The 25,792-nt window shown below is 74.5% G+C and carries 23 protein-coding genes; 9 read left to right on the top strand and 14 right to left on the bottom strand.

All coding sequences use genetic code 11. The features are described from left to right. Positions 1–9: 9 nt before the first annotated feature. Together sufU and LE181_RS05860 are read left to right on the top strand one after the other, a co-directional pair. A complete protein-coding gene (gene sufU, locus LE181_RS05865) occupies positions 10–483 on the top strand; it encodes a Fe-S cluster assembly sulfur transfer protein SufU (protein WP_225660067.1) in 474 nt (157 codons plus the stop codon). Then, positions 480–821 (top strand): metal-sulfur cluster assembly factor, encoded by a 342-nt coding sequence (locus LE181_RS05860; protein ID WP_225660066.1) that lies wholly within the window; start codon positions 480–482, stop codon positions 819–821. Before sufU ends, LE181_RS05860 begins: the two co-directional genes overlap by 4 nt. A gap of 45 nt (positions 822–866) precedes the next feature. On the opposite strand, the gene LE181_RS05855 is transcribed toward LE181_RS05860, so the two are convergent. Further along, complete coding sequence (locus LE181_RS05855) at positions 867–1,871, bottom strand: agmatine deiminase family protein (protein WP_225660065.1); 1,005 nt, start codon at positions 1,869–1,871, stop codon at positions 867–869. Positions 1,872–1,906: 35 nt separating this feature from the next. Between LE181_RS05855 and LE181_RS05850 the strand changes: the two genes are divergently transcribed. Further along, positions 1,907–2,272, top strand: a complete 366-nt coding sequence (locus tag LE181_RS05850; RefSeq protein WP_225660064.1) for a VOC family protein — start codon at positions 1,907–1,909, stop codon at positions 2,270–2,272. Positions 2,273–2,278: 6 nt separating this feature from the next. Here the strand turns inward: LE181_RS05850 and LE181_RS05845 are convergent, their stop codons facing one another. Further along, entirely contained in the window at positions 2,279–3,532 is a 1,254-nt protein-coding gene (locus tag LE181_RS05845) for a S8 family peptidase (protein WP_225660063.1), read from the bottom strand. 306 nt (positions 3,533–3,838) lie between these two features. Here LE181_RS05845 and dapD point away from each other — a divergent pair, with 306 nt between their 5' ends. Further along, entirely contained in the window at positions 3,839–4,831 is a 993-nt protein-coding gene (gene dapD, locus LE181_RS05840; RefSeq protein ID WP_225660062.1) for a 2,3,4,5-tetrahydropyridine-2,6-dicarboxylate N-succinyltransferase, read from the top strand. Positions 4,832–4,913: 82 nt separating this feature from the next. On the opposite strand, the gene dapA is transcribed toward dapD, so the two are convergent. Both dapA and LE181_RS05830 read right to left on the bottom strand, forming a co-directional pair. Then, a complete protein-coding gene (dapA, locus tag LE181_RS05835; RefSeq protein ID WP_225660061.1) occupies positions 4,914–5,804 on the bottom strand; it encodes a 4-hydroxy-tetrahydrodipicolinate synthase in 891 nt (296 codons plus the stop codon). Positions 5,805–5,935: 131 nt separating this feature from the next. Further along, positions 5,936–7,777 carry a DUF8508 domain-containing protein gene (locus LE181_RS05830; protein ID WP_225660134.1) on the bottom strand — a complete coding sequence of 614 codons (1,842 nt, stop codon included), beginning with the start codon at positions 7,775–7,777 and terminating at the stop codon, positions 5,936–5,938. 793 nt (positions 7,778–8,570) lie between these two features. Between LE181_RS05830 and LE181_RS05825 the strand changes: the two genes are divergently transcribed. The 3 genes from LE181_RS05825 to LE181_RS05815 all read left to right on the top strand — a co-directional run bounded on the left by LE181_RS05825 (position 8,571) and on the right by LE181_RS05815 (position 12,914). Then, positions 8,571–10,076, top strand: coding sequence for a hypothetical protein (locus LE181_RS05825; RefSeq protein WP_225660060.1), 1,506 nt, complete (start codon positions 8,571–8,573; stop codon positions 10,074–10,076). Between the two features lie 335 nt (positions 10,077–10,411). Then, complete coding sequence (locus LE181_RS05820) at positions 10,412–11,854, top strand: alkaline phosphatase PhoX (protein ID WP_225660059.1); 1,443 nt, start codon at positions 10,412–10,414, stop codon at positions 11,852–11,854. A 46-nt stretch (positions 11,855–11,900) separates the two neighbouring features. Continuing rightward, positions 11,901–12,914 (top strand): MsnO8 family LLM class oxidoreductase, encoded by a 1,014-nt coding sequence (locus tag LE181_RS05815; RefSeq protein WP_225660058.1) that lies wholly within the window; start codon positions 11,901–11,903, stop codon positions 12,912–12,914. Between the two features lie 20 nt (positions 12,915–12,934). Here LE181_RS05815 and LE181_RS05810 read toward each other — a convergent pair whose 3' ends face one another. The 4 genes from LE181_RS05810 to LE181_RS05795 all read right to left on the bottom strand — a co-directional run bounded on the left by LE181_RS05810 (position 12,935) and on the right by LE181_RS05795 (position 17,061). After that, a complete protein-coding gene (locus LE181_RS05810; protein ID WP_225660133.1) occupies positions 12,935–14,089 on the bottom strand; it encodes a TerD family protein in 1,155 nt (384 codons plus the stop codon). A gap of 67 nt (positions 14,090–14,156) precedes the next feature. Continuing rightward, on the bottom strand, positions 14,157–14,804 hold the full coding sequence (locus tag LE181_RS05805; RefSeq protein WP_225660132.1) for a response regulator transcription factor: 648 nt from the start codon (positions 14,802–14,804) through the stop codon (positions 14,157–14,159). Beyond that, positions 14,804–16,069: a sensor histidine kinase gene (locus LE181_RS05800; protein WP_225660057.1), complete on the bottom strand. Its 1,266-nt coding sequence runs from the start codon at positions 16,067–16,069 to the stop codon at positions 14,804–14,806. Before LE181_RS05800 ends, LE181_RS05805 begins: the two co-directional genes overlap by 1 nt. Continuing rightward, complete coding sequence (locus LE181_RS05795) at positions 16,066–17,061, bottom strand: hypothetical protein (RefSeq protein WP_225660056.1); 996 nt, start codon at positions 17,059–17,061, stop codon at positions 16,066–16,068. The genes LE181_RS05800 and LE181_RS05795 overlap by 4 nt, the downstream gene beginning before the upstream one ends. 187 nt (positions 17,062–17,248) lie before the next feature. Between LE181_RS05795 and LE181_RS05790 the strand changes: the two genes are divergently transcribed. Then, positions 17,249–18,349 (top strand): amidohydrolase family protein, encoded by a 1,101-nt coding sequence (locus LE181_RS05790; protein ID WP_225660055.1) that lies wholly within the window; start codon positions 17,249–17,251, stop codon positions 18,347–18,349. 10 nt (positions 18,350–18,359) lie between these two features. Here LE181_RS05790 and LE181_RS05785 read toward each other — a convergent pair whose 3' ends face one another. Continuing rightward, complete coding sequence (locus LE181_RS05785) at positions 18,360–18,962, bottom strand: hypothetical protein (RefSeq protein WP_225660054.1); 603 nt, start codon at positions 18,960–18,962, stop codon at positions 18,360–18,362. A 218-nt stretch (positions 18,963–19,180) separates the two neighbouring features. Between LE181_RS05785 and LE181_RS05780 the strand changes: the two genes are divergently transcribed. After that, on the top strand, positions 19,181–20,113 hold the full coding sequence (locus LE181_RS05780) for an SCO1860 family LAETG-anchored protein (RefSeq protein WP_225660053.1): 933 nt from the start codon (positions 19,181–19,183) through the stop codon (positions 20,111–20,113). Positions 20,114–20,141: 28 nt separating this feature from the next. On the opposite strand, the gene cobC is transcribed toward LE181_RS05780, so the two are convergent. The 5 genes from cobC to LE181_RS05755 are packed head-to-tail and all read right to left on the bottom strand — an operon-like array spanning position 20,142 to position 25,746. Further along, complete coding sequence (cobC, locus tag LE181_RS05775) at positions 20,142–21,194, bottom strand: Rv2231c family histidinol phosphate aminotransferase CobC (protein ID WP_225660052.1); 1,053 nt, start codon at positions 21,192–21,194, stop codon at positions 20,142–20,144. A 34-nt stretch (positions 21,195–21,228) separates the two neighbouring features. Next, positions 21,229–21,606, bottom strand: a complete 378-nt coding sequence (locus LE181_RS05770) for a cobalamin biosynthesis protein (protein ID WP_225660051.1) — start codon at positions 21,604–21,606, stop codon at positions 21,229–21,231. Then, positions 21,603–23,063 (bottom strand): cobyrinic acid a,c-diamide synthase CobB, encoded by a 1,461-nt coding sequence (locus tag LE181_RS05765; protein WP_372458254.1) that lies wholly within the window; start codon positions 23,061–23,063, stop codon positions 21,603–21,605. The genes LE181_RS05770 and LE181_RS05765 overlap by 4 nt, the downstream gene beginning before the upstream one ends. Beyond that, complete coding sequence (gene cobO / locus LE181_RS05760; RefSeq protein ID WP_225660049.1) at positions 23,057–23,656, bottom strand: cob(I)yrinic acid a,c-diamide adenosyltransferase; 600 nt, start codon at positions 23,654–23,656, stop codon at positions 23,057–23,059. Before cobO ends, LE181_RS05765 begins: the two co-directional genes overlap by 7 nt. Beyond that, positions 23,656–25,746 carry a putative cobaltochelatase gene (locus LE181_RS05755; RefSeq protein ID WP_225660048.1) on the bottom strand — a complete coding sequence of 697 codons (2,091 nt, stop codon included), beginning with the start codon at positions 25,744–25,746 and terminating at the stop codon, positions 23,656–23,658. Before LE181_RS05755 ends, cobO begins: the two co-directional genes overlap by 1 nt. Positions 25,747–25,792: the final 46 nt, after the last annotated feature.

Below are 25,792 nucleotides of genomic sequence, written 5' to 3'. Positions count from 1 at the left end.
GGGCTGACTGTGAAGCTTGATTCGATGTACCAGGACGTCATCCTGGACCACTACAAGCACCCGCACGGCCGGGGCTTGCGGGACGGCGACGCAGAGGTGCACCACGTCAACCCCACGTGCGGTGACGAGATCACCCTGCGCGTGCGGCTGTCCGGTGAGACCATCGAGGACGTCTCGTACGAGGGCCAGGGCTGCTCCATCAGCCAGGCGAGCGCCTCGGTGCTCAACGAGCTGCTGGTCGGCAAGGACCTCGGCGAGGCCCGTCGGATCCAGGAGACGTTCCTGGAGCTGATGCAGTCCAAGGGCAGGATCGAGCCGGACGACGCGATGGAGGAGGTGCTGGAGGACGCGGTCGCGTTCGCCGGCGTCTCCAAGTACCCGGCGCGCGTGAAGTGTGCTCTGCTGAGCTGGATGGCGTGGAAGGACGCGACCGCCCAGGCACTGGGCGAGGGCTCCGACGATACTGCGAGGAAGACCGCATGACCGACAAAGCAGAGGTGGCCGGCACCAAGCCGGCCACGGAGGAAGAGGTCCGCGAGGCCCTCTACGACGTGGTCGACCCCGAGCTGGGCATCGACGTCGTCAACCTCGGCCTGATCTACGGCATCCACATCGACGACGCCAACATCGCCACCCTCGACATGACGCTGACGTCCGCGGCCTGCCCGCTGACCGACGTCATCGAGGACCAGGCGAAGTCGGCGACCGAGGGCATCGTCAACGAGCTCCGCATCAACTGGGTCTGGATGCCGCCGTGGGGCCCGGACAAGATCACGGACGAGGGCCGTGAGCAGCTCCGGGCACTGGGCTTCAACGTCTGATCCCCAGCCCTTCCCGTGCGTGCGGCAGCCCGCCACCTGACCCGGTCAGGCGGCGGGCTGCTGCTGTGTGGCGCAGTGGATGCCACCGCCGCCCCCGGCGAGGGCGGGGATCGGAACGACGCGGACGTCCCGCCCCGGGTGCAGGGCGCCCAGGAGGGCCGCCGCCTCCTCGTCGGCCCGGCGGTCGCCGAAGCGGGGGATGACGACGACGCCGTTGGCGACGTAGTAGTTCACGTAGCTGCCGAGGAAGTCGGGGCCGCGGTCGCCCAGTTCGCGCGGGTCGGGCTCGGGCAGGTCGACGATCTCCAGCGGTCGGCCGGCCGCGTCGGTGGCCGCCTCCAGGGCCGCACGGGCCTGCGCGTACACCCGGCTCCAGACGTCGTCGGGCTCCGCCGCGGACGGGCGGCTCAGGAGCACCATGCCGGGTCCCGCGAAGCGGGCCAGGGCGTCCACGTGGCAGTCGGTGATGTCCTCGCCCCGCACGCCCTCCAGCCAGATCACCTTGCGGATGCCGAGCAGGCCGGTGAGGGCCGCTTCGACGTCGTCGCGGCTCAGGCCCGGATTGCGGTTCTCGTTGACGAGGGAACTCTCGGTGGCCAGGAGGGTGCCGACGCCGTCGGTCTCCAGCGAGCCGCCCTCCGCGACGACCGGCGCCTCGATGCGGGGGATGCCGGACGTCTCCAGCACGCGCCGGGCGACGAGGCCGTCACGGGAGTGCGCCTGCTTGCCGCCCCAGCCGTTGAAGCGGAAGTCGACGCCCGCGACGGCTCCCGCGGGGTCCGTGACGAAGACCGGGCCCGTGTCGCGCAGCCACAGGTCGTCCACCGGCACGGGGACGACCTCCACCGCCCCGCCGCACGCCGCACGGGCCCCCTTGACGTCACCGGGTGCCGCGAGCAGCACCACGGGCTCGTAGTCCGCGACCGTCCGGGCCAGCGCGGCGACGTCCTCGCGCACGGCCGGGGTGTCCCGGCCCCAGACGGAGCGAGCCGGTGGCCAGCCCATGAACGTCCGGGCGTGCGGCAGCGACTCGGACGGCATCTGATGCATCGTCGGTTTTCCTCGGACTCCGGCAGACTGGACGCATGACCCTTTCGTTCTACACGATCGTCATCGATGCCCACGATCTTGCGGCACAGGCGCGGTTCTGGTGCCGCGCACTGGACTGGAAGGTGCTGTTCGAGGCCGACGACGAGGTCGTCATCGGCGCCGGCGAACACGCGCTGCCCGGCATCTGCTTCGTGCCGGCCGGGGAGCCCAAGAGCGGCAAGAGCCGGCTGCACATCGACCTCGCCCCCGACGACCAGGCCGCCGAGGTCGAACGGCTGATCGCGCTGGGGGCGCGGCCGGTGGACGTGGGGCAGGGGCCGGACGTGACCTGGCGGGTGCTGGCCGACCCCGAGGGCAACGAATTCTGCGTGCTGAGCCCGAAGAAGTCGCTGATCGCCTGAGGCCGCTCACAGGCCGCCCGTGTACAGCAGGCGGTTGGGCGTGCCCGTCTTGAGGTCCTTGGCCGCGTTCTTCGTCGACTGTTCGACGATCCAGTTGATGACGGCCGCCGACCCGGCCGTCGGGTTCTTCGCCTTGTAGAGCGCCGCCACGCCCGCCACGTGCGGCGACGCCTGCGAGGTGCCGCTGCGGGTGGCGCTGCCCCCGCCCATGGCCGCGGAGACGATGTCCGCGCCGGGGGCGAGGATGCGGGTGCACGGGCCGTAATTGCTGAAGTCGGTCATCCGGTCCTGCTGGTCGGTCGCCCCCACCGCGAGCGCCGCGAGCGCGCCGGCGGGGGAGTGATCGCAGGCGTTGTCGTTCTCGTTGCCGGCCGCGACGACGGGCGGCACGCCCTTGGCGGCCACGTTGCCGATCGCGGTGTCCACCGCCTGCGAGGAGGGGCCGCTGATCGAGGCGTTGACGACCGAGGCGGGGGCGGCCGACCGGACCACGTAGTCGAAGCCCGCGATGAGCTTGGCGACGGTGGTCCTGCCGCCGCAGTCCAGCACGCGCACGCTCACCAGGCTCACCTTGCGGGCCACGCCGAAGGTGGCGCCGCCCACGAGGCCCGCCACATGGGTGCCGTGCCCCGACCCCGTGCGGCAGTCGCTGCCGTTGCCCGTCACCGACACCAGGTCGGTGCCGTTCTTCGCCCGGCCGCCGAAGTCGGGGTGGGAGTAGTCGATGCCCGTGTCCATGACGTAGACGGTGGCGCCCTCGCCCGTCGCGGTGGCGTTGAACTGACTGTCGAGCGGGAGGTTGCGCTGGTCGATGCGGTCCAGCCCGTACGAGCCCGTCCCCACCCGGCCCGTGGTCCGCGTCGCGGGCGGCGCGGCCGCCTCGGCGGCCTGCGTGAGCACGGCGTCCTGTTCGACGGCCGCGACACCGGGCGTGCTGCGCACCGCCTCCAGCTGCTCGGCGCTCAGGGTGGCGGCGAAGCCGGTGAGGGCGTGCGTGTAGACGTAGTCCGGCGTCACGCCCAGCCGCCCGCTGAGGGCGCGGGGGCTGGTGCCGGTGCGCAGGGTGACGATGTAGTGGTCGGGCACGCGCTCGCCCGTCGTCGTCCGCAGCGGGGCGGGCCGGCGCGGCCCCCCGGGGCCGGGGCCGGACGGCCCGGCCGGGGCGCCCGGCGTGCCGGCCAGCGCGACGACCAGGGGGAGCACCAGGAGGAGGGCCGCGGCGGGTCCGTAGCGTCGGGCGGAGCGTCGGGGCAGTCTCATGCGGGGTCCGTTCGGGGCGGGGGCGGCATGCGGTCCGGGCGAATCCGGCGGATTGCACGGAAATGCCGGATCCTCGGGGACTCCTGGGGTGCGGTCCGGTGGTGCTGGACCGGCCCCGGGGGCGGGAGCGCGCCCACGGAGCCGTTCCTCTATGGATATGTCGACATGTCTGTCACCCGCGATCCGGGCTGAGCCGACCGGCTGGCCACGCTGCGCCACCCGCGTGACCGGCCGCCCGCCGCCCCGCAGGGTCCCGGCCGGGCGCCGGTTCGCCTTGAGCAGGCCGGTCCGGTTAGGTTTTCGGACATGACCGATGCTGTTGCTTCCCCCTCCACCACCGGCGCAGTCGCCGCCGGCCTCGCCACGATCGCCGCGGACGGCACCGTCCTCGACACCTGGTTCCCGGCTCCCGGGCTGACCGCCGAGCCCGGCCCCGCCGGTACCGAGCGGCTGACCGCCGAGCGCGCCGCCGAACTGCTGGGCGAGGGCGCCCTCAAGGCCGTGGGCCCGGACAGCCGCCGTGGCGTCGAGGTCGTGGCCGTCCGCACGGTCATCGCCTCGCTCGACGACAAGCCCCTCGACGCGCACGACGCCTACCTGCGCCTGCACCTGCTCTCCAGCCGCCTGGTCAAGCCGCACGGCCAGAACCTGGACGGCATCTTCGGCCTGCTCGCCAACGTCGCCTGGACCTCGCTCGGCCCCGTCGCCGTCGACCAGGTCGAGACCGTGCGCCTGAACGCCCGTGCCGAGGGCCTGCACCTGCAGGTCACCAGCATCGACAAGTTCCCGCGCATGACCGACTACGTCGCCCCGTCCGGCGTCCGCATCGCCGACGCCGACCGCGTCCGCCTCGGCGCGCACCTCGGATCCGGCACGACCGTCATGCACGAGGGCTTCGTCAACTTCAACGCCGGCACGCTCGGCACCTCCATGGTCGAGGGCCGCATCAGCGCGGGCGTCGTCGTCGGCGACGGCACCGACATCGGCGGCGGCGCCTCCACCATGGGCACCCTCTCCGGCGGCGGCAAGCAGATCATCTCCATCGGTGAGCGCTGCCTGCTCGGCGCCGAGTCCGGCATCGGCATCGCGCTCGGCGACGAGTGCGTCGTCGAGGCGGGCCTGTACGTCACCGCCGGCACCCGGGTGACCCTGCCGGACGGCCAGGTCGTCAAGGCACTGGAGCTCTCCGGCGCCGACAACATCCTCTTCCGCCGCAACTCCACCACCGGCGCCGTGGAGGCCCGTCCGTACAAGAGCACGTGGGGCGGGCTCAACGAGATCCTGCACAGCCACAACTGATCACCGGCTGATCCGGAGCAGGAGCGGCCGTCCCCACCCCCGTCGGGTACGGCCGCTCCCGCGTCTGCCGCGCACGCCGCGCCTACGGGGCCAGCTTTCCGTACGCCTCCAGCAGCGCCTCGGTGCACTCGGCGGACGCCGGACGCAGGGGTGCGCGGACCGGGCCGGCCGGCAGGCCCCGTTCGTTCAGCAGGGCCTTCGCCGTGACCGTGCCGGGGAGGCCGGAGGCCATCATGAGCTCCGTCAGCGGGAGCAGCCGCTGGTGCAGGCGCGTCGCCTCGTCCGTCGCCCCCCGGTCGAAGGCGTCCAGGACCGCGGCCACCGCCGGGCCCGCGACGTTGGCCACCGTGCTGACGTAGCCCACGCCGCCCACCGCGCGCAGCGGGAGGTTCAGCTCCTCCGAGCCCGAGTAGTAGGCCAGACCCGTCGCGGCGATCACCTTGGCGCTGCCGAACAGGTCGTACGCGCAGTCCTTGACCCCGGCGATGCGCGGGTGGTCGGCCAGCCGCAGCATGGTGTCGGGCTCGATGCGGGTGCCGGTGCGGCCGGGGATGTCGTAGAGCATCACCGGGAGGCCGATCGCGTCGGCGACCGTGCGGAAGTGCTCGGCGACGTCCTCCTGGGGCGGCCTGCTGTAGTAGGGGGTGACGGCCAGCACGCCGTGCGCCCCGGCCTTCTCGGCCGCCCGGGCCAGCTCCACGGTGTGCCGGGTGTCCGCCGTGCCGACGCCCGCCGTGATCCGCGCCCGGTCCCCGACCGCCTCGGCCACCGCGGTGATCAGCGCGCTCTTCTCGGCGTCACTGGTGGTCGGCGATTCGCCGGTGGTGCCGCTGAGCACCAGGCCGTCGCAGCCGCCCCGCCCGACGAGGTGGTCGGCGAGGCGCTGCGCGCCGTCCAGGTCGAGCGCCCCGTCCGGGGTGAACGGGGTGACCATCGCACAGACGGTACGGCCGAAGGGGCTGGTGGACGGCATGGCACTCACACTCACGCTCCGGAATCGGGATCTCCGCGGCTTCCGCGACTCTCCGCGGGCCACACCCGATTCTGGGCTCCTCCGACCGTACAGGTCTATTTAAATGTTCTGCCGGGTTCCCTTAAGGAGTGTTACGGCTTCCAGCGCAGCACCTGCGGGTCGTGGTCGCTTGCCTGGTCGGCGAACTCGGCGTTGACGTGCACGATGTCGTAGTCGACGCGGCCGAGGTGGCGGCTCGTCAGCATGTGGTCCAGGACCTGCGAGTTGCCCTGGTAGACGTAGCCGTACCGCTCCTTCTTCGGGAGCCGGTCGACGAGGTCCGTCAGGACGCCGCCCGCGGTGAGCGCCTTGAGGGCCGGCGAGAACTGGTAGTCGTTCAGGTCGCCCGCGACGATCACGTTGGCCTGCCGGTCGGCCGCCAGGAGGTCCTTGACGAAGGCGTTGACGGCCTGCGCCTGCTGGGTGCGCTGCACCTCCGACGTCCGCGCGGGGGGCTGGAAGCGGCTGTCGACGCCCTGGTCGCCGCCCTTGGAGTTGAAGTGGTTGGCGACGACGAAGACGTCCTTGCCGCGGAAGGAGAACTGCCCCACCAGCGGCTTGCGGCTGTTCGCCCAGGCCGCGTTCGCCGGGTCGATCCGGCCGGGGGAGGCGCTGAGCGCGGCCTTGCCGCCCTCGCGGGTGACCTTCACGGCCGTGGTGGAGTCGCCGCCCGGGACGTCCTTGAACGCCACGCGCGCGGGGTTGAAGAGGAAGGCCGTGCGGATGTTGCCGCCCGGCTGGCCGCCGTCCCGCCCGTCGACGGGGTTGACCTGCCGCCACTGGTACGCCGGGCCGCCCGCCGCGACGATCGCGTCCGTGAGCTTCTTCAGCGTCTGGTCGGCGTCGACGACGCCGTCGTTGGTCGTGCCGTTGTTGTCCTGGACCTCTTCGAGGGCCACGACGTCGGGCGAGGCGAGGTTGGTCACCAGCGCCGCCGCCAGGCGGTCGAACTTCGCCTGCGGCGTCTTCGGCGAGAGGTTCTCGACGTTGTAGGTGGCGACGGCCAGCTCGCCGTCCTTCTGCTTGCGCGTGGTCTCGCGCTGCAGCTTGCCGTCCTTGAGCGCGCCCAGCTCGGTGGCCTGGAGGGTGTAGCCGCCGAAGTTGTCGTAGTCGAGCGGGCCGGCGGTGGTGCCGGTGAGCTCGTCGCCGACGTTCGCGACCGGGAAGGGGTGCTGTGCGTAGGGGAGCAGGGAGACGACCTTCACCCGGCCGGCGTTCGGGTCGCCGTACGCGCCGTAGACCGTGCCGCCGCGGACGGTGCGGTTGTGCCGGGGGTCGGTGGTGACCCACAGGTCCTTGTGCTCGCTGGTGGCGCCGACGACGGGAGCGTCGCGGACCTCCACCCGCATGCCCTCCAGGGACTCGTAGCGGTCCAGGGCGTAACGGCCGGGGGTGAGCGGGAGCTTCTCGATGGAGCCGCCGTGCGCGTCGGGCGCGTAGCGGGCCGGAACGGTGGAGGGGCGCAGCCGCACGGCGGCGGGCAGGGCGTTGCCGGAGGACGTGACGCCGACGGTCGGCTTGGTGAGCTGGGTGACCGACTGCAGACCCGCGGCCTCGCCGCCGGGGTAGTACTCGGTGACCGTGCCGGAGACGAGCACGGCGTCGCCGACGGCGACGGCCGGGGCGTCCTTGCCGGTGAAGACGTAGATGCCCTCGCTGGTGGCGTCGTCCTTGTCGGGGTTCGGGTCCTGGACCCAGAAGCCGCGGGCCGAACCGAAGTTCTTGACGGCCGTGACGACGCCCGGGACGTCCGCGACCTGCCGGCCGGCGAGCGGGGAGACCCGGGTCGTGCCCTGGATGTCATGGATGCGGACCGCGGTCCCGTCGGCCGCGCTCGCGGACTGGGCGGGCACGAGCAGCCCGGCCGCGAGCGCGCCGGCTATGAGGGTGCCGACGGTCACATGGCGTCGGCGCGGGGAACGGCGGGTGGGCAGCACGAATGCCTCCGTGAGGAGTGATGAGGGGGGTGAGCAGGGGAGACCACGGCCCGACACCCCTGCCGGCCGTGGCTCCGGCCGGAGGGGCGACGCGCTGGGTGATCTTGTGTGGTGCCGGGTGATTACATGCCGTCACATGACCGGTACGCAATCTACGCGCGTCAATGTCGTGTGTGAGCAGGCCAGTTGTCAAGGGTCCGGCGGGAATCCGGTGCGGGGGGCGCCGGGACGGCGCCGGGATCGGGGAGTGGGCGGGGGCCGGGTCGGCGGCCCTGGTGCCGGGCATTGCGGGGACGTTGCCGGGCCGGCGCCGGGGTGGGGCCCGGTAGCGGGTGGCCTGGGGCCGGGTCGGCGGGGCGATGCCGGGGCGGCGCCGGTGGCCGGTGGCTGGGCGTGGGAGTGGGCGGGGCCGGAGCGGACCCGGGTTCGGCCCGGGGGTGCGAGGGGCTGGGGTCCGGGCGCTGGACCGGGGCGGGGTTGGCAGTGAGTTCGGTCTGATGGTTCGGGCAGGCGCCTGGGGGCAGGCAGCTGCTCCGGCTGCGACCGGGCGCGCGACCGGACCGGGGGCCGGCACGGGCGGGCCCCGGGCGATTGCGTCGCTTGCCGACGCTGGGCGGCCGGTGGGCCGGTGGGCGAGCCCGGGTCCGGGCGGGCCCGGGTGGGGGTCCTGGGGCCCGTTGCGGCCGTGAGTGGGGAGGGTCGGCGAAATCGCCGCCGGCACGGCCTAGGCTTGGCCCTTGCGCCCGGGACCACGGCGCCGCCCCGCCACCACGAGGAGATGACCCCCCTGATGTCCGCAGACCGCCCGACCATGCCGCCGGTGCGGCTGCCCTCCGACGCGGAGCTCGCGCGGGACGCGCTCTCCGCGCCGCTGTTCGCCCGCGCCGCGAAGCTCGCCCGCTGGGCCGGCGAGGGCACCCCGGTCGGAGCGGGCGGCGAACTGCTCGCCGGTCAGCTGCAGACCGCCACCGAACTCCTGGGCCTGGAGGCCGAGGAGGACGGCACCGCCTACGCCGCCGAGGCGTGGCAGCTCGCCCTGGACACCGGCCTCGTCGAATTCACCGAGAACGAGGGCGCCGACGCCGAGGACCTCGACGCGGACGCCGACCAGCCCTACGGCACGGCCGTCGCCGGCGAGGAGCTCGCCACGCTCACCTCCGGCAGCCCGCAGGACGTCCTCGAACTCTGGCTCGGTGGCCTGGAGACCGTCCTCGCCGACGCCGCCGCCCCCGACCTCGGCGACCTCGTCGAGCAGCTCACCGACTCCTCCGGCGACCTGGACCTCGACGCCCTCGACTGGAACCCCGAGGAGGAGGCCGACTTCCTCGACGGCATCCTCGGCAACCTCTACCTGCTCACCGCCGTCGGCGAGGGCTCCGCCGAACGGCCCGTCCCGCTGCCCGCGCTCGCCGCCTCCATGATCGTGCCCGACGACATGGACGAGCCCACCGACGACGTCCTCGAAGAGGTCTCCGACGCCATGATGCGCCTGGACGACCAGTTCCGGATGCTCGCCCCGACCGGCATCGTCCACTACCGGCCCGTCGACGAGTCCCTCATCGAGGTCGTCGACGGCGAGGGCCACATCCGCGAGTCCGTCGACGGCGTGGACTCCGAACTCCCCGAGGACGAGGACGTCTCCCGCTACGGCATGGTCGCGCTCACCCCGCTCGGCCTCTTCGCCGTGCGCAGCCGGATGCTCGACGCCGGCGTCGACGCCCCGGCCGTCGGCGACCTCGCCGAGGCCGGAGCCGACGACCTCCTCGCGGCCCTGCCCGGCCACCCGGCCGCCGCCGCCCGCGCCGAGGCCGAGCTCTGGCTCGCCCGCCGCGCGCCCCTCGACGCCGCCCGCGAACTGCTGGCCGCCGCCCGCGGCGCCGACGACGAGGGCCCCGGCCGTCGCCTGCTCTGCCAGCAGACGCTCTCCCTCCTCGGCACCGAGGCCGAGCCCGCCCTGCGCGAGGTCCTCGACGACCCCCAGCTCGCCGGCCTCGCCCGCGTCTGGCTCGCCGAGCGCGGCGTCACGGACGTCCCCGAGCCCGGCCAGGACGTGGTCTTCTGGCTGACCATCGACACCATCGCCGCCCAGCTCGCCGCCGAGGAGGAAGACTCCGAGGAGCTCCAGGGCCTGGTGGAGAGCCTCGTCGGGCAGCACAGCGGCTTCTTCGACCTCGCCTGGAAGGTCGACCACCCCGCCACCGCCGACGTCCTGGAGGCGATGGGCCGCCTCCACCCCGACAAGGCCACGGCCAAGGAGGCCCGCAAGGCCGCCTTCAAGGCGCGCTCGCGGGGCTGAGGAACACTCATCGCGGCCGGCGGGGCCGGGCGGCGACGGTCCGGGCGGCGACGGTCCGGGCGGTGACGTGTCCGGGCGTCACCCGGCCGGTCCGTCCGTCCGTTCGGCCGGTCGGATCCGGCCGAATGGTGCTCGCGGCCCGGCGGCTCTCGGTCCCACCGGGCCCGTCACCCGGCCCCGGCAGCGTCGGCGGGTACTTGTCCTTCCGACGCCGGGGCTTCGGGCCGTGTTCACCCCGGCTTTCCGGGGGAACGGGAACGTAAGCGCCGTCGCCGGGCTTTCGCGGGCCCTGCGACGGCGAGCTGTCGAACCCGCCCCGGAGCCTGGAGACGACGATGACCCTCAGCCGCAGAGATTTCGCCAAGCGATCAGCGTTCACCGGCGCCGGAGTGGTGCTCGCCGGAAGCGTCGGGGTGCTCGCCAGCGCGCCCGGTGCGCTCGCCGGCGAGGCGTCGGACGGGCAGGAGCCGCAGGAGGCGCGCGCGGCGCGCCGGATCGGGTACGGGCCGCTCCGGCCCGACCCCGCCGGGCTGCTCGCGCTGCCCGCCGGGTTCTCGTACCGCGTCATCACCCGCACCGGCGTCACCGAGCTGGAGTCCGGCGAGTCCACCCCCTCCCACCACGACGGCACCGCCGCCTTCGAGGGACGGCGCGGCACCGTCCTGCTCGTCAACAACCACGAGCTCAAGGGACCCCGGTCCGGCTGGAAGCACCCCGTGCCGCTGGCCGAGGGACTCGTCTACGACCCCGCCGCCTCCGGCGGCTGCACGGTCGTGGAGGTCGCCCGGCACGGCGAGCACGTCGCCGAGTGGGTCGGCATCGCCGGTACGTCCACCAACTGCGCCGGCGGCAGCACCCCGTGGGGGACGTGGCTCACCTGCGAGGAGACCGAGGACAAGGCCGGCCAGAACGGCATGACCAAGGACCACGGCTACGTCTTCGAGGTCGACCCGTACGACCGGCGCGCCAACCGCGCCCCCAGGCCCGTCAAGGCGCTGGGCCGCTACGCCCACGAGGCCGTCGTCGTCGACCCGGGGCGCGGCCACCTGTATCTGACCGAGGACGCCTCCGGTCCCAACGGGCTGTTCTACCGCTGGACTCCGCCGGCCGGTTTCCGGCACGGGCGCGGTCGGCTGCGGACGCTCGCCGACGGCGCGGGCGCGCTGCAGGCGTTCACGTGCTACGACTCCGGCGGCCGGTTCGTCGACGACCTCTCGCGCGCCACCCGCGTCGGCACCGTCTACGGCGTCGACTGGACCGACGTTCCCGACCGCGACGCGCGGACGACGCCCGTGCGCAAGCAGTTCAAGGACGGGCAGGTCACCCGGGCCCGCAAGCTGGAGGGCATGTGGTGGGGCGACGGCGGCGTGTACGTCGTCTCCTCCTTCGCCCGGGACGAGAGCCCCGTGCAGCACGACGGGCAGGTCTGGTTCTACAACCCGCGCCGCCGCACCCTCACCCTGAAGGTGCTGCTCGGCGTCAACAAGGACCCCGGGCGCGACGGGGCCTTCGACGGGCCCGACAACATCACCGTCTCCCCGTACGGGGGCCTCGTCATAGCCGAGGACGGCGAGGGCGTGCAGCACCTCTTCGGTGCCGTCGACGACGGGCGCACGTACCCCATCGCCCGCAACGAGCTCAACATCGGGACGCCGGAGAAGCCGGAGTTCAGCGAGTTCACGGGGGTGACCTTCTCGCCCGACGGGCGGACGCTGTTCGCCAACCTCCAGGATCCCGGGATCATGCTGGCCATCAGCGGGCCCTGGCGGCGGCACTGATCGCCTGTGCGGGGCGTGGGAATCCCGGGGGCCTGCGCTTGTTGATGTGGAGGTGACCTTTCAGCTCTCCGTACTGGACCGCTCCCGTACCCGGCAGGGGCGGCCACCCGGCGAGGCCCTGCGCGAGACCGTGCGCTTCGCGCAGGAGGCCGAGGCCCTCGGCTACCACCGGTTCTGGGTCTCCGAGCACCACAGCGTGCCCGGCGTCGCCGGCTCGGCGCCCACCGTCCTCGCGGCGGCGGTCGCCGCGGCCACGTCCCGGATCCGGGTCGGTACGGGCGGTGTGATGCTGCCCAACCACCGGCCCCTGGTGGTCGCCGAGCAGTTCGGGGTGCTGGAGTCGCTCTTTCCGGGGCGCATCGACATGGGGCTGGGGCGGTCGGTGGGCTTCACGGGTGGGATCCGGCAGGCGTTGGGCGTCCCCAAGGACGCCATGGGGGGCTTCGGGGCGCAGCTCCGGGAGCTGGCGGGGTGGTTCGGCGGGGTCCCGCCGGTTCCGGGCGTGCATGCGCTGCCTGCGGAGGGGCTGCTTCCGCCGCTCTTCGTGCTGGCCAACGCCTCCGGGGCCGACGTTGCCGCGGAGGCCGGCGCAGCGCTGGTCGTCGGGGGGTTCTCGGAGTCGGCCGCCGCCGCCGTCGAGCGGTACCGGGCGGGGTTCCGGGCCTCGGTGTGGTGGGAGAAGCCGTACGTCGTCGTCGCCGGGAACGTCGCCGTGGGGGAGACGCGGGAGGCGGCGCGGCGGCTGCTGGTGCCCGAGGCGTGGGCGGTGGCCCATTCGCGGACGCACGGGGTGTTTCCGGCGTTGCGGCCGGCTGAGGAGGTGGAGCGGCTGGACATGTCCGAGCGGGAGCGGGGGTTCTACGAGGGTGCCTTGCGCGGGCACGTTTACGGCACGGAGGGCGAGGTCGCTGCTGCTCTGGGCTCTTTTGTGCGGAGTGTCGGTGCCGATGAGGTGCTCGTCACCACCGGGTCGTACGACCGTGACGCGTTGGTGGACTCCTACCGGAGGCTCGCGGCGGTCGTGGGGCGGGGCTCCCTCCCCCGCCCCGGTCCCTCCTGACCGTGGTCCCCCGCGCGTCCCTACAGCGCCTGCGCCGCCGGCTTCACCAGGTCGCGGACCGTCTTCGCCTTGACGTAGTCGCCCAGCGCCGTCATCTCCCACTCGCCCGAGAACTGGCGGATGAACTTGCACATGAGGACGCCCGTCTTCGGCTCCGCGCCCGTGAGGTCGAAGCGGACCAGCTCCTCGCCGGTCTGGGCGTCGAGGAGGCGGCAGTACGCCTTGGCGACCTCCGTGAACTTCTGGCCGTTGAACGAGCTGACCGTGAACACCAGGCCCGTCACCTCCGGCGGGAGGCCGCCCATGTGGACGGTGATCGTCTCGTCGTCGCCCGAGCCGTCGCCGGTGAGGTTGTCACCGGAGTGCTGGATGGCGCCGTTGAGGATCTGGAGGCGGCCGAAGTAGCAGGCGTCGATCATGTTGCGGTCGGGGCCGTAGGCGATGACCGAGGCGTCCAGGTCGATCGCCCGGCTGTTCCACGCCGGCTCCCAGCCCAGGCCCATCCTCACCGAGCGGGTCAGCGGCTGGCCGCCCTTGACCAGCGACACCGTCTCGTTCTTGCGGAGGCTGACCTTGCCCTTGTCCAGGTTGATCCTGCCCGGGGCGGCGGGCGGGGCCGGGGGAGCGGCGGCCGGCATGGGCGGTGCCGCTGCGGGGACGGGGGCCGGTGCGGCCGCCGTCGGCTCCTCCACGCTCACGCCGAAGTCCGTGGCGATGCCCGCCAGGCCGTTCGCATAGCCCTGGCCCACCGCGCGGACCTTCCACGCGCCGTTGCGGCGGTAGACCTCCACGACCAGCAGTGCGGTCTCCGTGCCCAGCCGGGGCGGGGTGAAGGTGGCGATCACGGAGCCGTCGTCCGCGTTGCGGACGGTGGCGGTGGGCTCGGTGCCCGCGAAGGTGGCGCCCGTGGCGTCCGGGCTCGCCGTGACCACGATCTTCTCGATGGCGGCCGGGACGGCCGTGGTGTCGACGGTGATCGCGTCGGGCGTTGCCCCGGACGCGGCCCGGTGGGTCACGCCCGGGCCGCTGGGCTGGTTGTAGAAGACGAAGTCGTCGTCGGAGCGCACCTTGCCGTCGGCGGTGAGCAGCAGGCCCGAAACGTCGAGCCGCACCGGGGCGGTGACGTCCACCGTCACGCGGGCGACGGAGAGCGGGATGTTCGAGCCGGGTGTCATAGCGGTCATGTCCCGGGTAACGAGCGGCCCGGCTTTACGGTTCCATGACCCGCCCGGTTCGAACATCTCACCCCGGGGAGACGAAGCCGCTCTCGTAGGCGGCGATGACCGCCTGGGTGCGGTCGCGCACCCCCAGCTTGGCGAGCACCCCCGCCACATGGGTCTTCACCGTGGCCGCGCCCAGCGTCATCCGGGCGGCGATCTCGGCGTTCGACAGCCCCGCCGTCATCAGCCGCAGCACCTCCGCCTCGCGGTCGGTGAGCCGGTCGCGCAGGGTGTCCTTGCGGGGAGCGGTGCGGCCCGCGTGCGCGGCGGCCAGGGCGCGTACCGCGGAGGGGAAGAGCAGCGAGTCGCTGCCGGCCACCACGCGGACGGCCTGGACGAGTTCGTCGGCGCCCGACCGCTTGAGGAGGAAACCGGAGGCGCCGGCGCGCAGGGCGTCGTAGACGTAGCTGTCGTTCTCGAAGGTGGTGACGACGACGATGCGCGGCGGGTCGTCCATGGTGGCCAGGATGCGCTCGGTGGCGCGGATCCCGTCCACCTCGGGCATCCGGACGTCCATCAGCACGACGTCGGGGCGCAGTGCGCGGACCACGGTGACGGCCTCGGCACCGGTGGCCGCCTCGCCGACCACTTCCATGCCCGGCTCGGTGCCCAGGATGGTCCGCAGGGCCGTGCGGACCAGGTGCTCGTCGTCGGCCAGGACGATGCGTATCACCGGGCCTCACCGCGCAGCGGCAGGCGGACCGAGAGCTGCCAGACGCCGTCGTGCGCGCCCGAGGAGCTGCTGCCGCGCAGCAGCCGGGCCCGTTCGGCGATGCCGAGCAGGCCGCGGCCGCCGCCCTGGCGGCGGGGGGTGGGGCCGGGTTTCAGGGGATTCTCCAAGGTGACCTCCAGATCGTCGTCGTCCACGGTGATCCGCAGCTGCACGGGCACCCGGCCCGCGTGCCGCAGGGCGTTGCTGAGCCCCTCCTGCACGATGCGGTACGCCTCGCGCGAGACGACCGCGGGCACCTCGGCCAGGCCGCCGTGGGCGGCGAAGTCGACGGTGCCGCCGGCCGCGCGCGTCCGCTCCAGCAGTCCGTCCACGTCGGTGAGGGTGGGCGCGGGGGCGGTGGGGGCGGTGCCGTCCTCGCGCAGCAGGCCCAGGACGGTGTCGAGTTCACCGACCGCCTCGCGCGCGGTCTCCTCGATCGAGGTCAGCGCCTGGCGGGCGAACGCCGGGTCGGCGTCGAGGACCCTGCGGGCGGCGGCTGCCTGCAGGGTCACGGCGCTCAGCGCGTGGCCGACCGAGTCGTGGAGCTCGCGCGCCAGGCGGTTGCGCAGCGCCAGCTGCAGGGCACGCTCCTCGGCCTCCGCGAGCCGGTCCGCCGCCGTGGGGCCGAGCAGGACGGGCGCGCAGCGCGCCAGCAGCGAGCCCGCCGCCCAGGACGTGCCGATGAGCAGTGCCAGCAGGGCGAGCCCCGCCACGGGGGCCAGTGCGGGCCACGGGAAGCCCGTGCCACCGAGGGGGTAGTGGTCCTCGATGCCGGCCGGCAGCCCGGTGACCGGCGAGGCGATCAGTACGACGGCCATCGGCGGCACGGCCAGGGACATGCCGCTGACGATGCCGCCGGTCAGCAGGTGCAGCGTGTACCAGGCGGCCGTCCGTCCCCGTGCCGCCCACGACCGGCTGGGCCCGGTGGCCAGGTCGGCCTCGGGCACCCCGCACAACGCCCGGGCCGCCGCGCCCTCCAGCGGCCGTACGAGCGGGTAGAGGGCCGTGACGGCCGCGGGGGCGAGGGCCAGGGCGAAGACGGCGAACTGCCAGGAGAGCGAGGAGGGGACGAAGGTGCCGCGGTCGGGGTCCTGGACGGCGACCACCAGCAGCGTGTTCGCCGCCAGGTAATACGGCGTCAGCAGGGCGCCACCCAGCAGCAGGTGCACCCAGCGCAGCCGGGCGCGGCGCCCCAGCGCCGCGTGGCGCAGGGCCGCCGTCACGGGGTGCTGCGCCGGTGGAAGTAGTGGGCGCCGCCCGCGAGTACGAGCAATCCGATGATCACCTGCACAGCGTAGGTGATCGCCGCCGGCGGGGTCGCGGCCCGCTGGACCAGCCCGGTCGTGAGCAGCCAGCCGCCCCAGCAGCCGAGCGCCGCCGAGCCCACGCCCGTCAGCAGCAGCGGCACCCACAACGGCACGGCCCGCCGGCTCAGCAGCAGCACGATGCCGGCCACGGCCGCGGCGCCGTAGAGGACGTACGCCGCCTCCTGCACGGCGGCGTCCGCGCCGGAGCGGCCGGCCATCGCGCCCGGCAGCCCGGTGCGCACGCCGCTCGACCACACCAGGTGCGCGCCCGCCTGACCCACCGCCAGCACCGCCGCGGCCACCGCCGCGCCGCGCGGCCACCGGCCCCGCAGCCGGGCGGCCGGGTCCCCGGCGCTTCCCTGCCACAGGTGGCCCCACCGCCCGCGGGCGTACAGCACGAACAGGGCCCCCAGCGCCAGACCCTGGACGATGAACCCGCTGTAGACCACGGTGAAGACCCACTCGTCCAGGAACGGCCGTCCGTCCGCGGGGTGTCCGGCGTCCGTCGCGCCCAGCATCCCGAGCGCGAGCCGCGCCGGGAAGCCGACGATGACGGGCGTCAGCAGCCCCACGGCACCCCACATCGGCAGCACCAGGAGCCAGGACGGGGCGCGCCTGCCCCACGGGCACGTCAGCAGCAGGGCCAGGACGATCACGCCCGTGTCCATCAGCAGCGTGAGCGCGTTGGCCGCCTTCAGGAGCGTTTCGTGCTCCAGTGCAGCACTGCCCTCGGGAATGCCGATGCGGCTGCCGGCCAGCCAGGCGACCTTCAGCGCGAGGTAGGGCACACACGCGGCGATGGCGCCGGCCCGCAGCAGACGGCGGGCCGTCACGTGGTCGTCCCGGCGCGGCTCCGCCGTCGCGGTGACGGCGGCCGGCGACAGCGGTGGCGAAGGCATCCGGCTCATGCGCCCAGCCTTCCGTCCCCGGCCGCCGGGCGCCTCGGCCCGGACGGCGGACCTTCTCCGCCGCAAGGCTGAACCGCCCCTCCTCCGCACGGCCCGGGCCCGCGGGCCGCCGGTCCGCCCCAGGGCGGGTGGGGCCGGGCCGGGCGGCCCTCGCCGTCATGGGACGCCGGGCTCGTACAGTGCCTGCATGGACGACAGCGCGGTGTTGCACATCAAGGGACGGATACTCGTCGGACCGGACCCGCTGGACGGGGTGCGCGACGAGTTGTGGGTCGTCGGCGGGCGGATCACCTTCGACCGGCCCACCGGCGCGCGGGACGTCACCACCGTCGAGGGATGGGTCCTCCCCGGCCTGGTGGACGCCCACTGCCACGTGGGGCTCGACGCGCACGGCGCGGTCGACGACGCGACCACCGAGAAGCAGGCGCTGACCGAGCGGCACGCCGGCGCGCTGCTGCTGCGCGACGCCGGATCCCCCTCCGACACCCGCTGGATCGACGAGCGCGAGGACCTGCCGCGCATCATCCGCGCCGGCCGCCACATCGCCCGCACCCGCCGTTACATCCGCAACTACGCACACGAGATCGAGCCCGAGGACCTCGTGGCGTACGTGGCGCGCGAGGCACGGCGGGGCGACGGCTGGGTCAAGCTCGTCGGCGACTGGATCGACCGCGAGACCGGCGACCTGGGAGCCTGCTGGCCGCGCGGCGCGGTCGAGGCCGCCATCGCCGAGGCCCACCGGCTGGGGGCCCGCGTCACCGCGCACTGCTTCGCGGAGGAGACGCTCGCCCCGCTGGTGGAGGCGGGCATCGACTGCATCGAGCACGCGACGGGCCTCACCGAGGAGACGATCCCGCTCTTCGCCGAGCGGGGCGTGGCCATCGTGCCGACGCTGGTCAACATCGCCACCTTCCCCCGGCTCGCGGACGGCGGCCAGGGCAAGTTCCCCCGCTGGGCGGACCACATGCGGCGCCTGCACGCGCGCCGCTACGCGACCGTGGGCGCCGCCCACGACGCCGGCATCCCCGTCTACGTCGGCACCGACGCGGGTGGCTCGCTCCCGCACGGACTGGTCGGCCAGGAGGTCGCGGAGCTGGTCAAGGCGGGCATCCCGGCGTCGGCCGCCCTGTCGGCGGCGACGTGGGGGGCCCGGGCGTGGCTGGGCCGCCCGGGCCTGGAGGAGGGCGCCCCGGCCGACCTCGTGGTCTACGACGCCGATCCGCGCGCCGACGTCCGGGTGCTGGGGACGCCGCGCCGGGTGGTACTGAGGGGGCGCGTGGTGGCGTGAGGGCCGGCCGTCAGCCGAACACGGCGTCCAGGGCGGCCACGACCAGCCCGACGCCCGTGAACAGGGCGGCCACGCCCCCGCAGCCGGCGCCCAGCACCGTACGTGCTCGCAGGGGCTCCCGGCCGGCGGCGCCGCGGAGGTGGGAGTGGCGCGTCACCAGCGCGACCGGGACGGTCGCCGCGGTGAGTCCGAGCCACCACCACAGGTGGACCGCCGGCGCCGCCGCGCCCCCGTGCGCCAGCCCGGTCGCCGCCCCCACCACGGCGACCACGAAGGCCGTCACCACGGCACTCGCGGGCGGCACCCACCACCAGGCCCCCGCACCGCCCCACCGGGTGCCCGCCTGCCGTGCCAGCACGGTGGTGGGCAGCACGAACGTGCAGACGAAGCAGAGGGACGCCGCGGCCAGGAGGGGCAGCAGGACCGGCAGGGCGAAGACGGCCAGGGCCGGGCTCTCGGGACCCGCTTCGCCCTCGGGCACCGGCGTCGGACGCACGAACTCCCACATCCACAGACCCGCCCACGCCAGCGCCGTTTCGACCATGAAGGCCGCTGTGGCGACCTTGGTCATCGACCACGTCCACGCCGTGTGGGGCGCTATCGCTGCTTTCACGCCACTGATCATCCTCCGTCCGCCGATGTGACGGAAAACCGCCCCCGGTACACGGGAATCGAATACCTGGGCGAAACTCATCCTTCGGAGTGAACTCCCTCTGGTCATATGGTCGTTCACCCTCACGTGATCGAACATTGCGGGGTCGATGCCGTCGGCGCGCGATGTCCCCCATTGGCGCGCCGGCGGCTCCTTTCTCCCGTGGGGGTTCCACACACGTGTCCAGCACCACCAGCGCTTCCTCCGGCATGCCCGCACGCCGGTTCACGGCCCTCGCCGCGACGGCCACGGCCACCGCCCTCGCCCTGGGCGCCGCGCCCGCGCACGCCACCGACTCCGGCACCGCGGCGGCGACCGTGCTGCGCACCGGCCTCGACGTCTCCCTCCTCGGCGGCGCCGCGCACGTACCGGTCAACGCCGGCCTCAACGACGTGAAGGCGCCGGGCGACGCCGCCAGGACCGCCCTCACCGTCACCCTCGACGGCATCGAACAGGGCAGGCCCGTCAGCATCCTGCGCGCCGACGCCGCCACCTCCCGCGCCACCGCCGACCGCACCGGGTCCAAGGGCTACGCCCGCCTCGTCCACGCCGCCGTGCACGTCCCCGGCCTCCCGCTGCGCCCCCTCATCGAGGTCGAGCAGGTCACTTCCGAGGCCGCGTGCACGACGGGCGGGAAACCCACCGCCACCTCGAACGTCCTCGGCGGCGTCTCGGTGCTCGGCAAGAAGGTCACGCTCAGCGCCACCGGCCCCACCAAGGTGAGCGTGCCCGGCGTCGGCGACGTGCGCCTGGACCTGTCGAAGACGGACACCACGTCACGCACGGCGGCGGCCACCGCCCTCCGGCTCGACGTCGTCATCGACCCGCTCACCCTGGGCGTCGCCAAGGTGCGGGGCACGGTCACGCTCGTCCAGGCCAGCTGCGAGACGCCCGCCGGTACGGGCGAACCGGCGAAGGAGACCCCCGGCACCGGCCCCACGCCGCAGACCGCCGCCCATCAGGCCGCCGCACCGGCGAAGGGCGGCCTCGCCGAGACCGGCGGCAGCTCCGCCACCCCCTACCTCGCGGGCGCGGCCGGCCTGCTCGTCGTCGGGGGCGGCGGAGCCCTCCTCGCCGCCCGCCGCCGCAAGGACGCGCACGGGAACGACTGACGCCCCGGCGCACGGGGCGGCGGCGGGGTCAGCCGGCCGCCAGGGCCTCGCCCAGCGCCGCGACGAAGCGGTCCGTGGTCGCACGGTCCCGGACCGCCAGGCGCAGATAGTCCGGCCCCAGGCCCGGGAACGTGTCGCCCCGGCGCACCGCGAAGCCCAGCCCCCGGAGCCGCGTCCGCACGGCCCCCGCCCCCGCCACCCGGATCAGCACGAACGGCCCGGCCGCCGGACCGCACACGGTCACCTGCGGGAACTCCGCCAGCCGCAACTGCAGGTGCGAGCGGTCCGAGGCGATCCGGTCGGCGGCGTGCGCGGCCTCGGCGAGCGCCGCCGGCGCACTGCACGCCTCCGCCGCCGCCAGCGCCGGCGACGACACCGGCCACAACGGCTGCGCCCGCTCCAGCCTGGCCACCGTGCCGGGCGAGGCCAGCACGTAACCGATGCGCAGCCCCGCCAGGCCCCAGGTCTTGGTGAGGCTGCGCAGCACCACTAGCCCCGGCAGATCCGTACGGGCCGCGAGGGACTCCCGCTCGCCCGGCACCGCGTCCATGAACGCCTCGTCCACCACCAGCGTCCGTCCCGGCCGGGCGAGACGTGCCAGGGCGCGGGCGGGATGGAGGACCGACGTCGGGTTGGTGGGGTTGCCCACGACCACCAGGTCCGTGTCCCCCGGCACCGCGCGCGGATCGAACCGGAAGCCGTCCGCCGCGTCCAGCACCACCCGCTCGACCATGTGCCCGGCGTCCCGCAGGGCCGCCTCCGGCTCGGTGAACTGCGGGTGCACGACCACGGCACGCCGTACCGGCAGCGCCCGGGCGATCAGCACGAACGCCTCGGCCGCCCCCGCCGTCAGCAGCACCCGCTCCTCGGGCAGCCCGTGCCGGTCCGCCACGGCGCGCCGGGCCGCCCGCCCGTCCGGGTACGCCGCGAGCGTGCCGAGCGAGTCGGCTATGCGGTCGCGCAGCCACTGCGGCGGCGTGCCGGAGCGCACGTTGACGGCAAGGTCCGTCAGTTCCGCTCCCATGCCGCGTACTTCGGCGTCTCCGTGGTGCCGCAGGTCGGGTTCGGCGGATGTGTGCATGACGTAAACGGTACTGAGCAGCCGGGTGCGTCGTTCACCCGGGGCGGCCCGCGACGGCCGCCGTGGCCTGCGCGGATTTGCGTTTGGGGACGAGCAGCACGGCCCCCGGCCCCGCCGTCAGCAGCGCGGCCGCCTCGGCGACGCCCGGGGTGCCGAGGGCCCGCCGGGCCGATTCCGAGGGATGCGGCACCGGTTGCGCGGCGAGCACGTGGGGGGCGTACGCGAGCAGGCGCACGCCGAAGCGGGCGGCGGCCGCCAGCAGGGCGGGCTCGGAGGCCCGCACGTCGACGGTGGCCAGCCCCGCCACCGTGGCCGTCCCGGCCTCGGCGACCGTCCGCTCGACGAGTGCGAGCACCTCCTCGACGGACGCCCCGCGGCAGCTGCCGACTCCCACGTACAGGGCGCCGGTCATCGCCCGGCCGCCCGCGCCACGAAGCGCCCCGCCGTGCCGGGGGCTCCCGCCCAGTGGACGTGCAGGTACGAGGCGTGCACGCCGTCCTGGACGAAGCCCTCGACGCGGCGCTGCGGATGGGTGATGCCCCACGCGGGGGCGGCACCGGCACCCGGCTCGACCACCGTGCGGTGGAACTCGTGTCCGCGGACCCGGGTGCCGGCGGTGGCCAGCGGGTTGTCCGCGATCGCCACGGCCTCGCGGTAGCCGAGGGTGAGCCGCTCGCCCATGCGGGCGTCCGCCGGGAGCACGCCGCACATCGGCTTCCCGTCGAGGGAACGGGCGAGGTACAGCAGGCCGGCGCACTCGGCGGCGATGGGCGCGCCCGACCGGGCCAGTGCCGCCACCGCCTGGCGCAGGGGCTCGTTGGCGGAGAGCTCCGCGGCGTACATCTCGGGGAAGCCGCCGCCGATGACGAGGCCGGCGGTGCCGGCCGGGAGCTTTTCGTCCCTCAACGGGTCGAAGGTCACGACCTCCGCGCCGGCCGCGCGCAGCAGCTCGGTGTGCTCGGCGTACGAGAAGGTGAACGCGGCACCACCGGCGACGGCGATCACGGGGGCACCGTTCGGGTGCGGAACGGGTGGGCACGACGCGGCGTGCGTATCCAGCCCCTCCGTCGTCTGAGGAGCGGGGTCCGGGGCGGAGCCCCCGTTCAGGGAAGGGGCGGGGTGGGGGAGAGGCTCGCCGCAGGCGCTCCACGGTTCGGCATCCACCGGCGGGGCCGAGCGGGCCAGGGCCAGGAGCCGCTCCAGGTCGCAGCCCTCCCGGACCCGCGCCGCGAACTCCGCCACCGCGTCGACCGCCTCCGCCCGCCGCTCGGCGACCGGCACCAGGCCCAGGTGCCGGGACGGCGTGTGCACGGGCTCCGCCCGCCGCACCGCGCCCAGCACCTCCACCCCCGACTCCTCCAACGCCTCCCGCAGCAACACCTCGTGGCGGTCCGAGCCGACCTTGTTGAGGATCACCCCCGCCACCCGGACCTCCGGGTCCCAGGACGCGAAGCCGTGCACCAGCGCCGCCACCGACCGCGACTGCGACGACGCGTCGACGACCAGCACCACCGGCGCCCGCAGCAGCTTCGCCACGTGCGCCGTCGACGCCAGCTCGCCCTGCCCCGCCGCCCCGTCGTACAGGCCCATCACGCCCTCGACGACCGCCAGATCGCATCCCGCCGCCCCGTGCAGGAGCAGCGGGGCGATCCGCTCCGGGCCGCACAGGAAGGCGTCCAGGTTGCGGCCCGGACGGCCCGTCGCCAGCGCGTGGTAGCCCGGATCGATGTAGTCCGGGCCCACCTTGTGCGGGGACACCGCGAGGCCCGCGTCCGCGAAGGCCCGCATCAGGCCCGTGGCCACGGTGGTCTTGCCGCTGCCGGACGCCGGAGCGGCGATGACGAGACGGGGGAGGTGCGTACTCACCACTCGATGCCCCGCTGGCCCTTCTGGCCGGTGTCCATGGGGTGCTTGACCTTGGACATGTCCGTCACCAGGTCGGCGAACCCCACCAGCTTCTCCGGGGCGTTGCGGCCGGTGATGACGACGTGCTGGGTGCCCGGCCGGTCGCGCAGCACCTCGATCACCTCGTCCGTGTCGATCCAGCCCCAGTGCATCGGGTACGCGAACTCGTCGAGCACGTACAGCTTGTACGTCTCCGCCGCCAGGTCGCGCTTGACCTGCTCCCAGCCCTCGCGGGCCTTCTCCTCGTTACTGAGCTCGGAATCGCGCTGGATCCACGACCAGCCCTCGCCCATCTTGTGCCAGTCGACGGTCCCGCCCTCGCCGGACGCGCCGAGCACGCGCAGCGCGTTCTCCTCGCCGACCTTCCACTTGGCCGACTTCACGAACTGGAACACCCCGATCGGCCAGCCCTGGTTCCAGGCCCGCAGGGCCAGGCCGAAGGCGGCGGTCGACTTGCCCTTGCCGATGCCGGTGTGGACGAAGACCAGCGGCCGGTTGCGGCGCTGGCGCGTGGTGAGTCCGTCGTCCGGTACGACGGTCGGCTGTCCCTTGGGCATTACGCGGCCCTCCCCGTGTTGGTGTTCCGTACGGCACGCACGTCGCGTACCAGCGCGGAGACGTTGTCCGCGCGCAACTCTTCCAGCGTCACCACCGGACCGCCCAGCGCGCGGCCCAGCTCGCCCGCCAGCCCGAGCCGGACCGGCCCCGCCTCGCAGTCCACGACGACCGACGCCGTGCCCTCGCCGGCCAGCAGCCGCGCCGCGTGCGCGGCGCGCACCAGCGGCTCGGGGCCGCCGGTGGCCCGCCCGTCCGTCACCACGACCAGCAGCGGGCGGCGCGACGGATCACGCAGGCGCTCCACCCGCAGCACCTCGTGCGCCTGCAGCAGGCCCGCGGCGAGGGGGGTGCGGCCGCCGGTCGGCAGCTTCTCCAGCCGCGCCGCGCCCGCCTCCACCGACGAGGTCGGCGGCAGCGCCACCTCGGCACCCGCACCGCGGAAGGTGACCATCCCGATCTTGTCGCGCCGCTGGTAGGCGTCCATGAGCAGCGACAGCACCGCGCCCTTGACGGCGCTCATCCGCTTGCGCGCCGCCATGGAGCCGGAGGCGTCGACGACGAACAGCACCAGATTGCCCTCGCGGCCCTCGCGCACCGCTTCCCGCAGGTCGTCGCGCCGGACCACCAGCCCGGGACCGCTGCGCCCGCGCGCCCGCTGGTGCGGGGCCGCGGCCTGCACGGTCGCGGCCAGGTGCAGCGTGGACAGGCCGCCGCCGCGGGGCCGGCGCGCCCCCGTCGTGCGTCCGTGCGCGGTCAGGGCGCGCGAGCGGCGGCCGTCGGCGCCCTCGCCCAGCCCCGGGACGTCGAACCTGCGGGTCCGGAACGGGTCGGCCGCGGCGACGGCGGGTGCGTCGGGGGCTTCGCCGTTGCCGCCGGGCGCGCCGTCGGGCGTGCTCTGCTGCGGGGCGGGGGTGCCGGAGTCCTGTCGCTGCTGCGGCAGGTCGGGGCCGCCGGTGCCGTCGGGGCGCGGGCCGTCCTGGGGCGGCCGCCCGCCGCCGTCGGGGCCGTCGTCGCCGGGGCCACCGTCCTCCGGGCCCTCGGGCTCCGGGTCCGGCTCGGGCTCCGGCTCGTCGTCCTCGAAGGCGTTCAGGATCTCGTCGAGCTTGTCCTCGTCGAGCCCCGGTGCGTCGAACGGATTGCGCCGCCGCCGGTGCGGCAGCGCCAGCAGCGCCGCCTGCCGCACGTCCTCCACCGTGACGTCCGTACGCCCCGCCCACGCGGCCAGCGCGGTCGCCGTGCGCGCGGTCACGATGTCGGCGCGCATGCCGTCCACCTCGAACCCGGCGCACACCGCGGCGATCCGGCGCAGCGCGCCGTCCCCGAGCCGTACGTCCGGCAGCAGCGCCCGGGCGGCGGCGATGCGCTCGCGCAGCGCGTCCTCCTCCGCCGCCCACTTGGCGGCGAAGGCGGCCGGGTCCTCGTCGTAGGCCAGGCGGCGGCGCACGACCTCCACCCGCTCGTCGGTCTCGCGGGAGGCGGCGACCTCCACGGTGAGGCCGAAGCGGTCGAGGAGCTGCGGCCGCAGCTCGCCCTCCTCGGGGTTCATGGTGCCGACCAGGAGGAAGCGGGACGCGTGACGGACGGAGACGCCCTCGCGCTCGACGGAGGACGAGCCGGTGGCCGCCGCGTCGAGCAGGGAGTCGACCAGGTGGTCGCCCAGGAGGTTGACCTCGTCGACGTACAGCACGCCGCGGTGGGCGGCGGCCAGCAGGCCCGGCTCGAACGCCTTCACGCCCTCGCCCAGGGCACGCTCGATGTCGAGCGAGCCGACGAGCCGGTCCTCGGAGGCGCCGACGGGCAGTTCGACCATGCGGGCGGCCCGGACCTCCGGCGCCCCGCCGCCCGCGTGCGGCCCGTCCGGGCAGGCGGGGTCGGGCGCCGCCGGGTCGCAGGAGAAGCGGCAGTCCGTGACGGTCACCACCTCGGGCAACAGGGCGGCCAAGGCCCTGACGGTGGTGGTCTTCGCGGTCCCCTTCTCGCCGCGCACCAGGACGCCGCCGACCGACGGCGAGATCGCGTTCAGCAGAAGGCCCAGCCGCATGTCGTCCATGCCGACGACCGCGGTGAAGGGGTAGGTGGACGAGGACATCAGCGGTTACCTCCCTGGGGGGAACGACTCGGGCCGGTACGGGTGC

Source organism: Streptomyces sichuanensis (assembly GCF_020328095.1).
GTDB lineage: Bacteria > Actinomycetota > Actinomycetes > Streptomycetales > Streptomycetaceae > Streptomyces > Streptomyces cinnamoneus.
The sequence above is the reverse complement of the archived record's forward strand: the minus strand, read 5'-3'. Positions and strand labels throughout refer to the sequence as shown.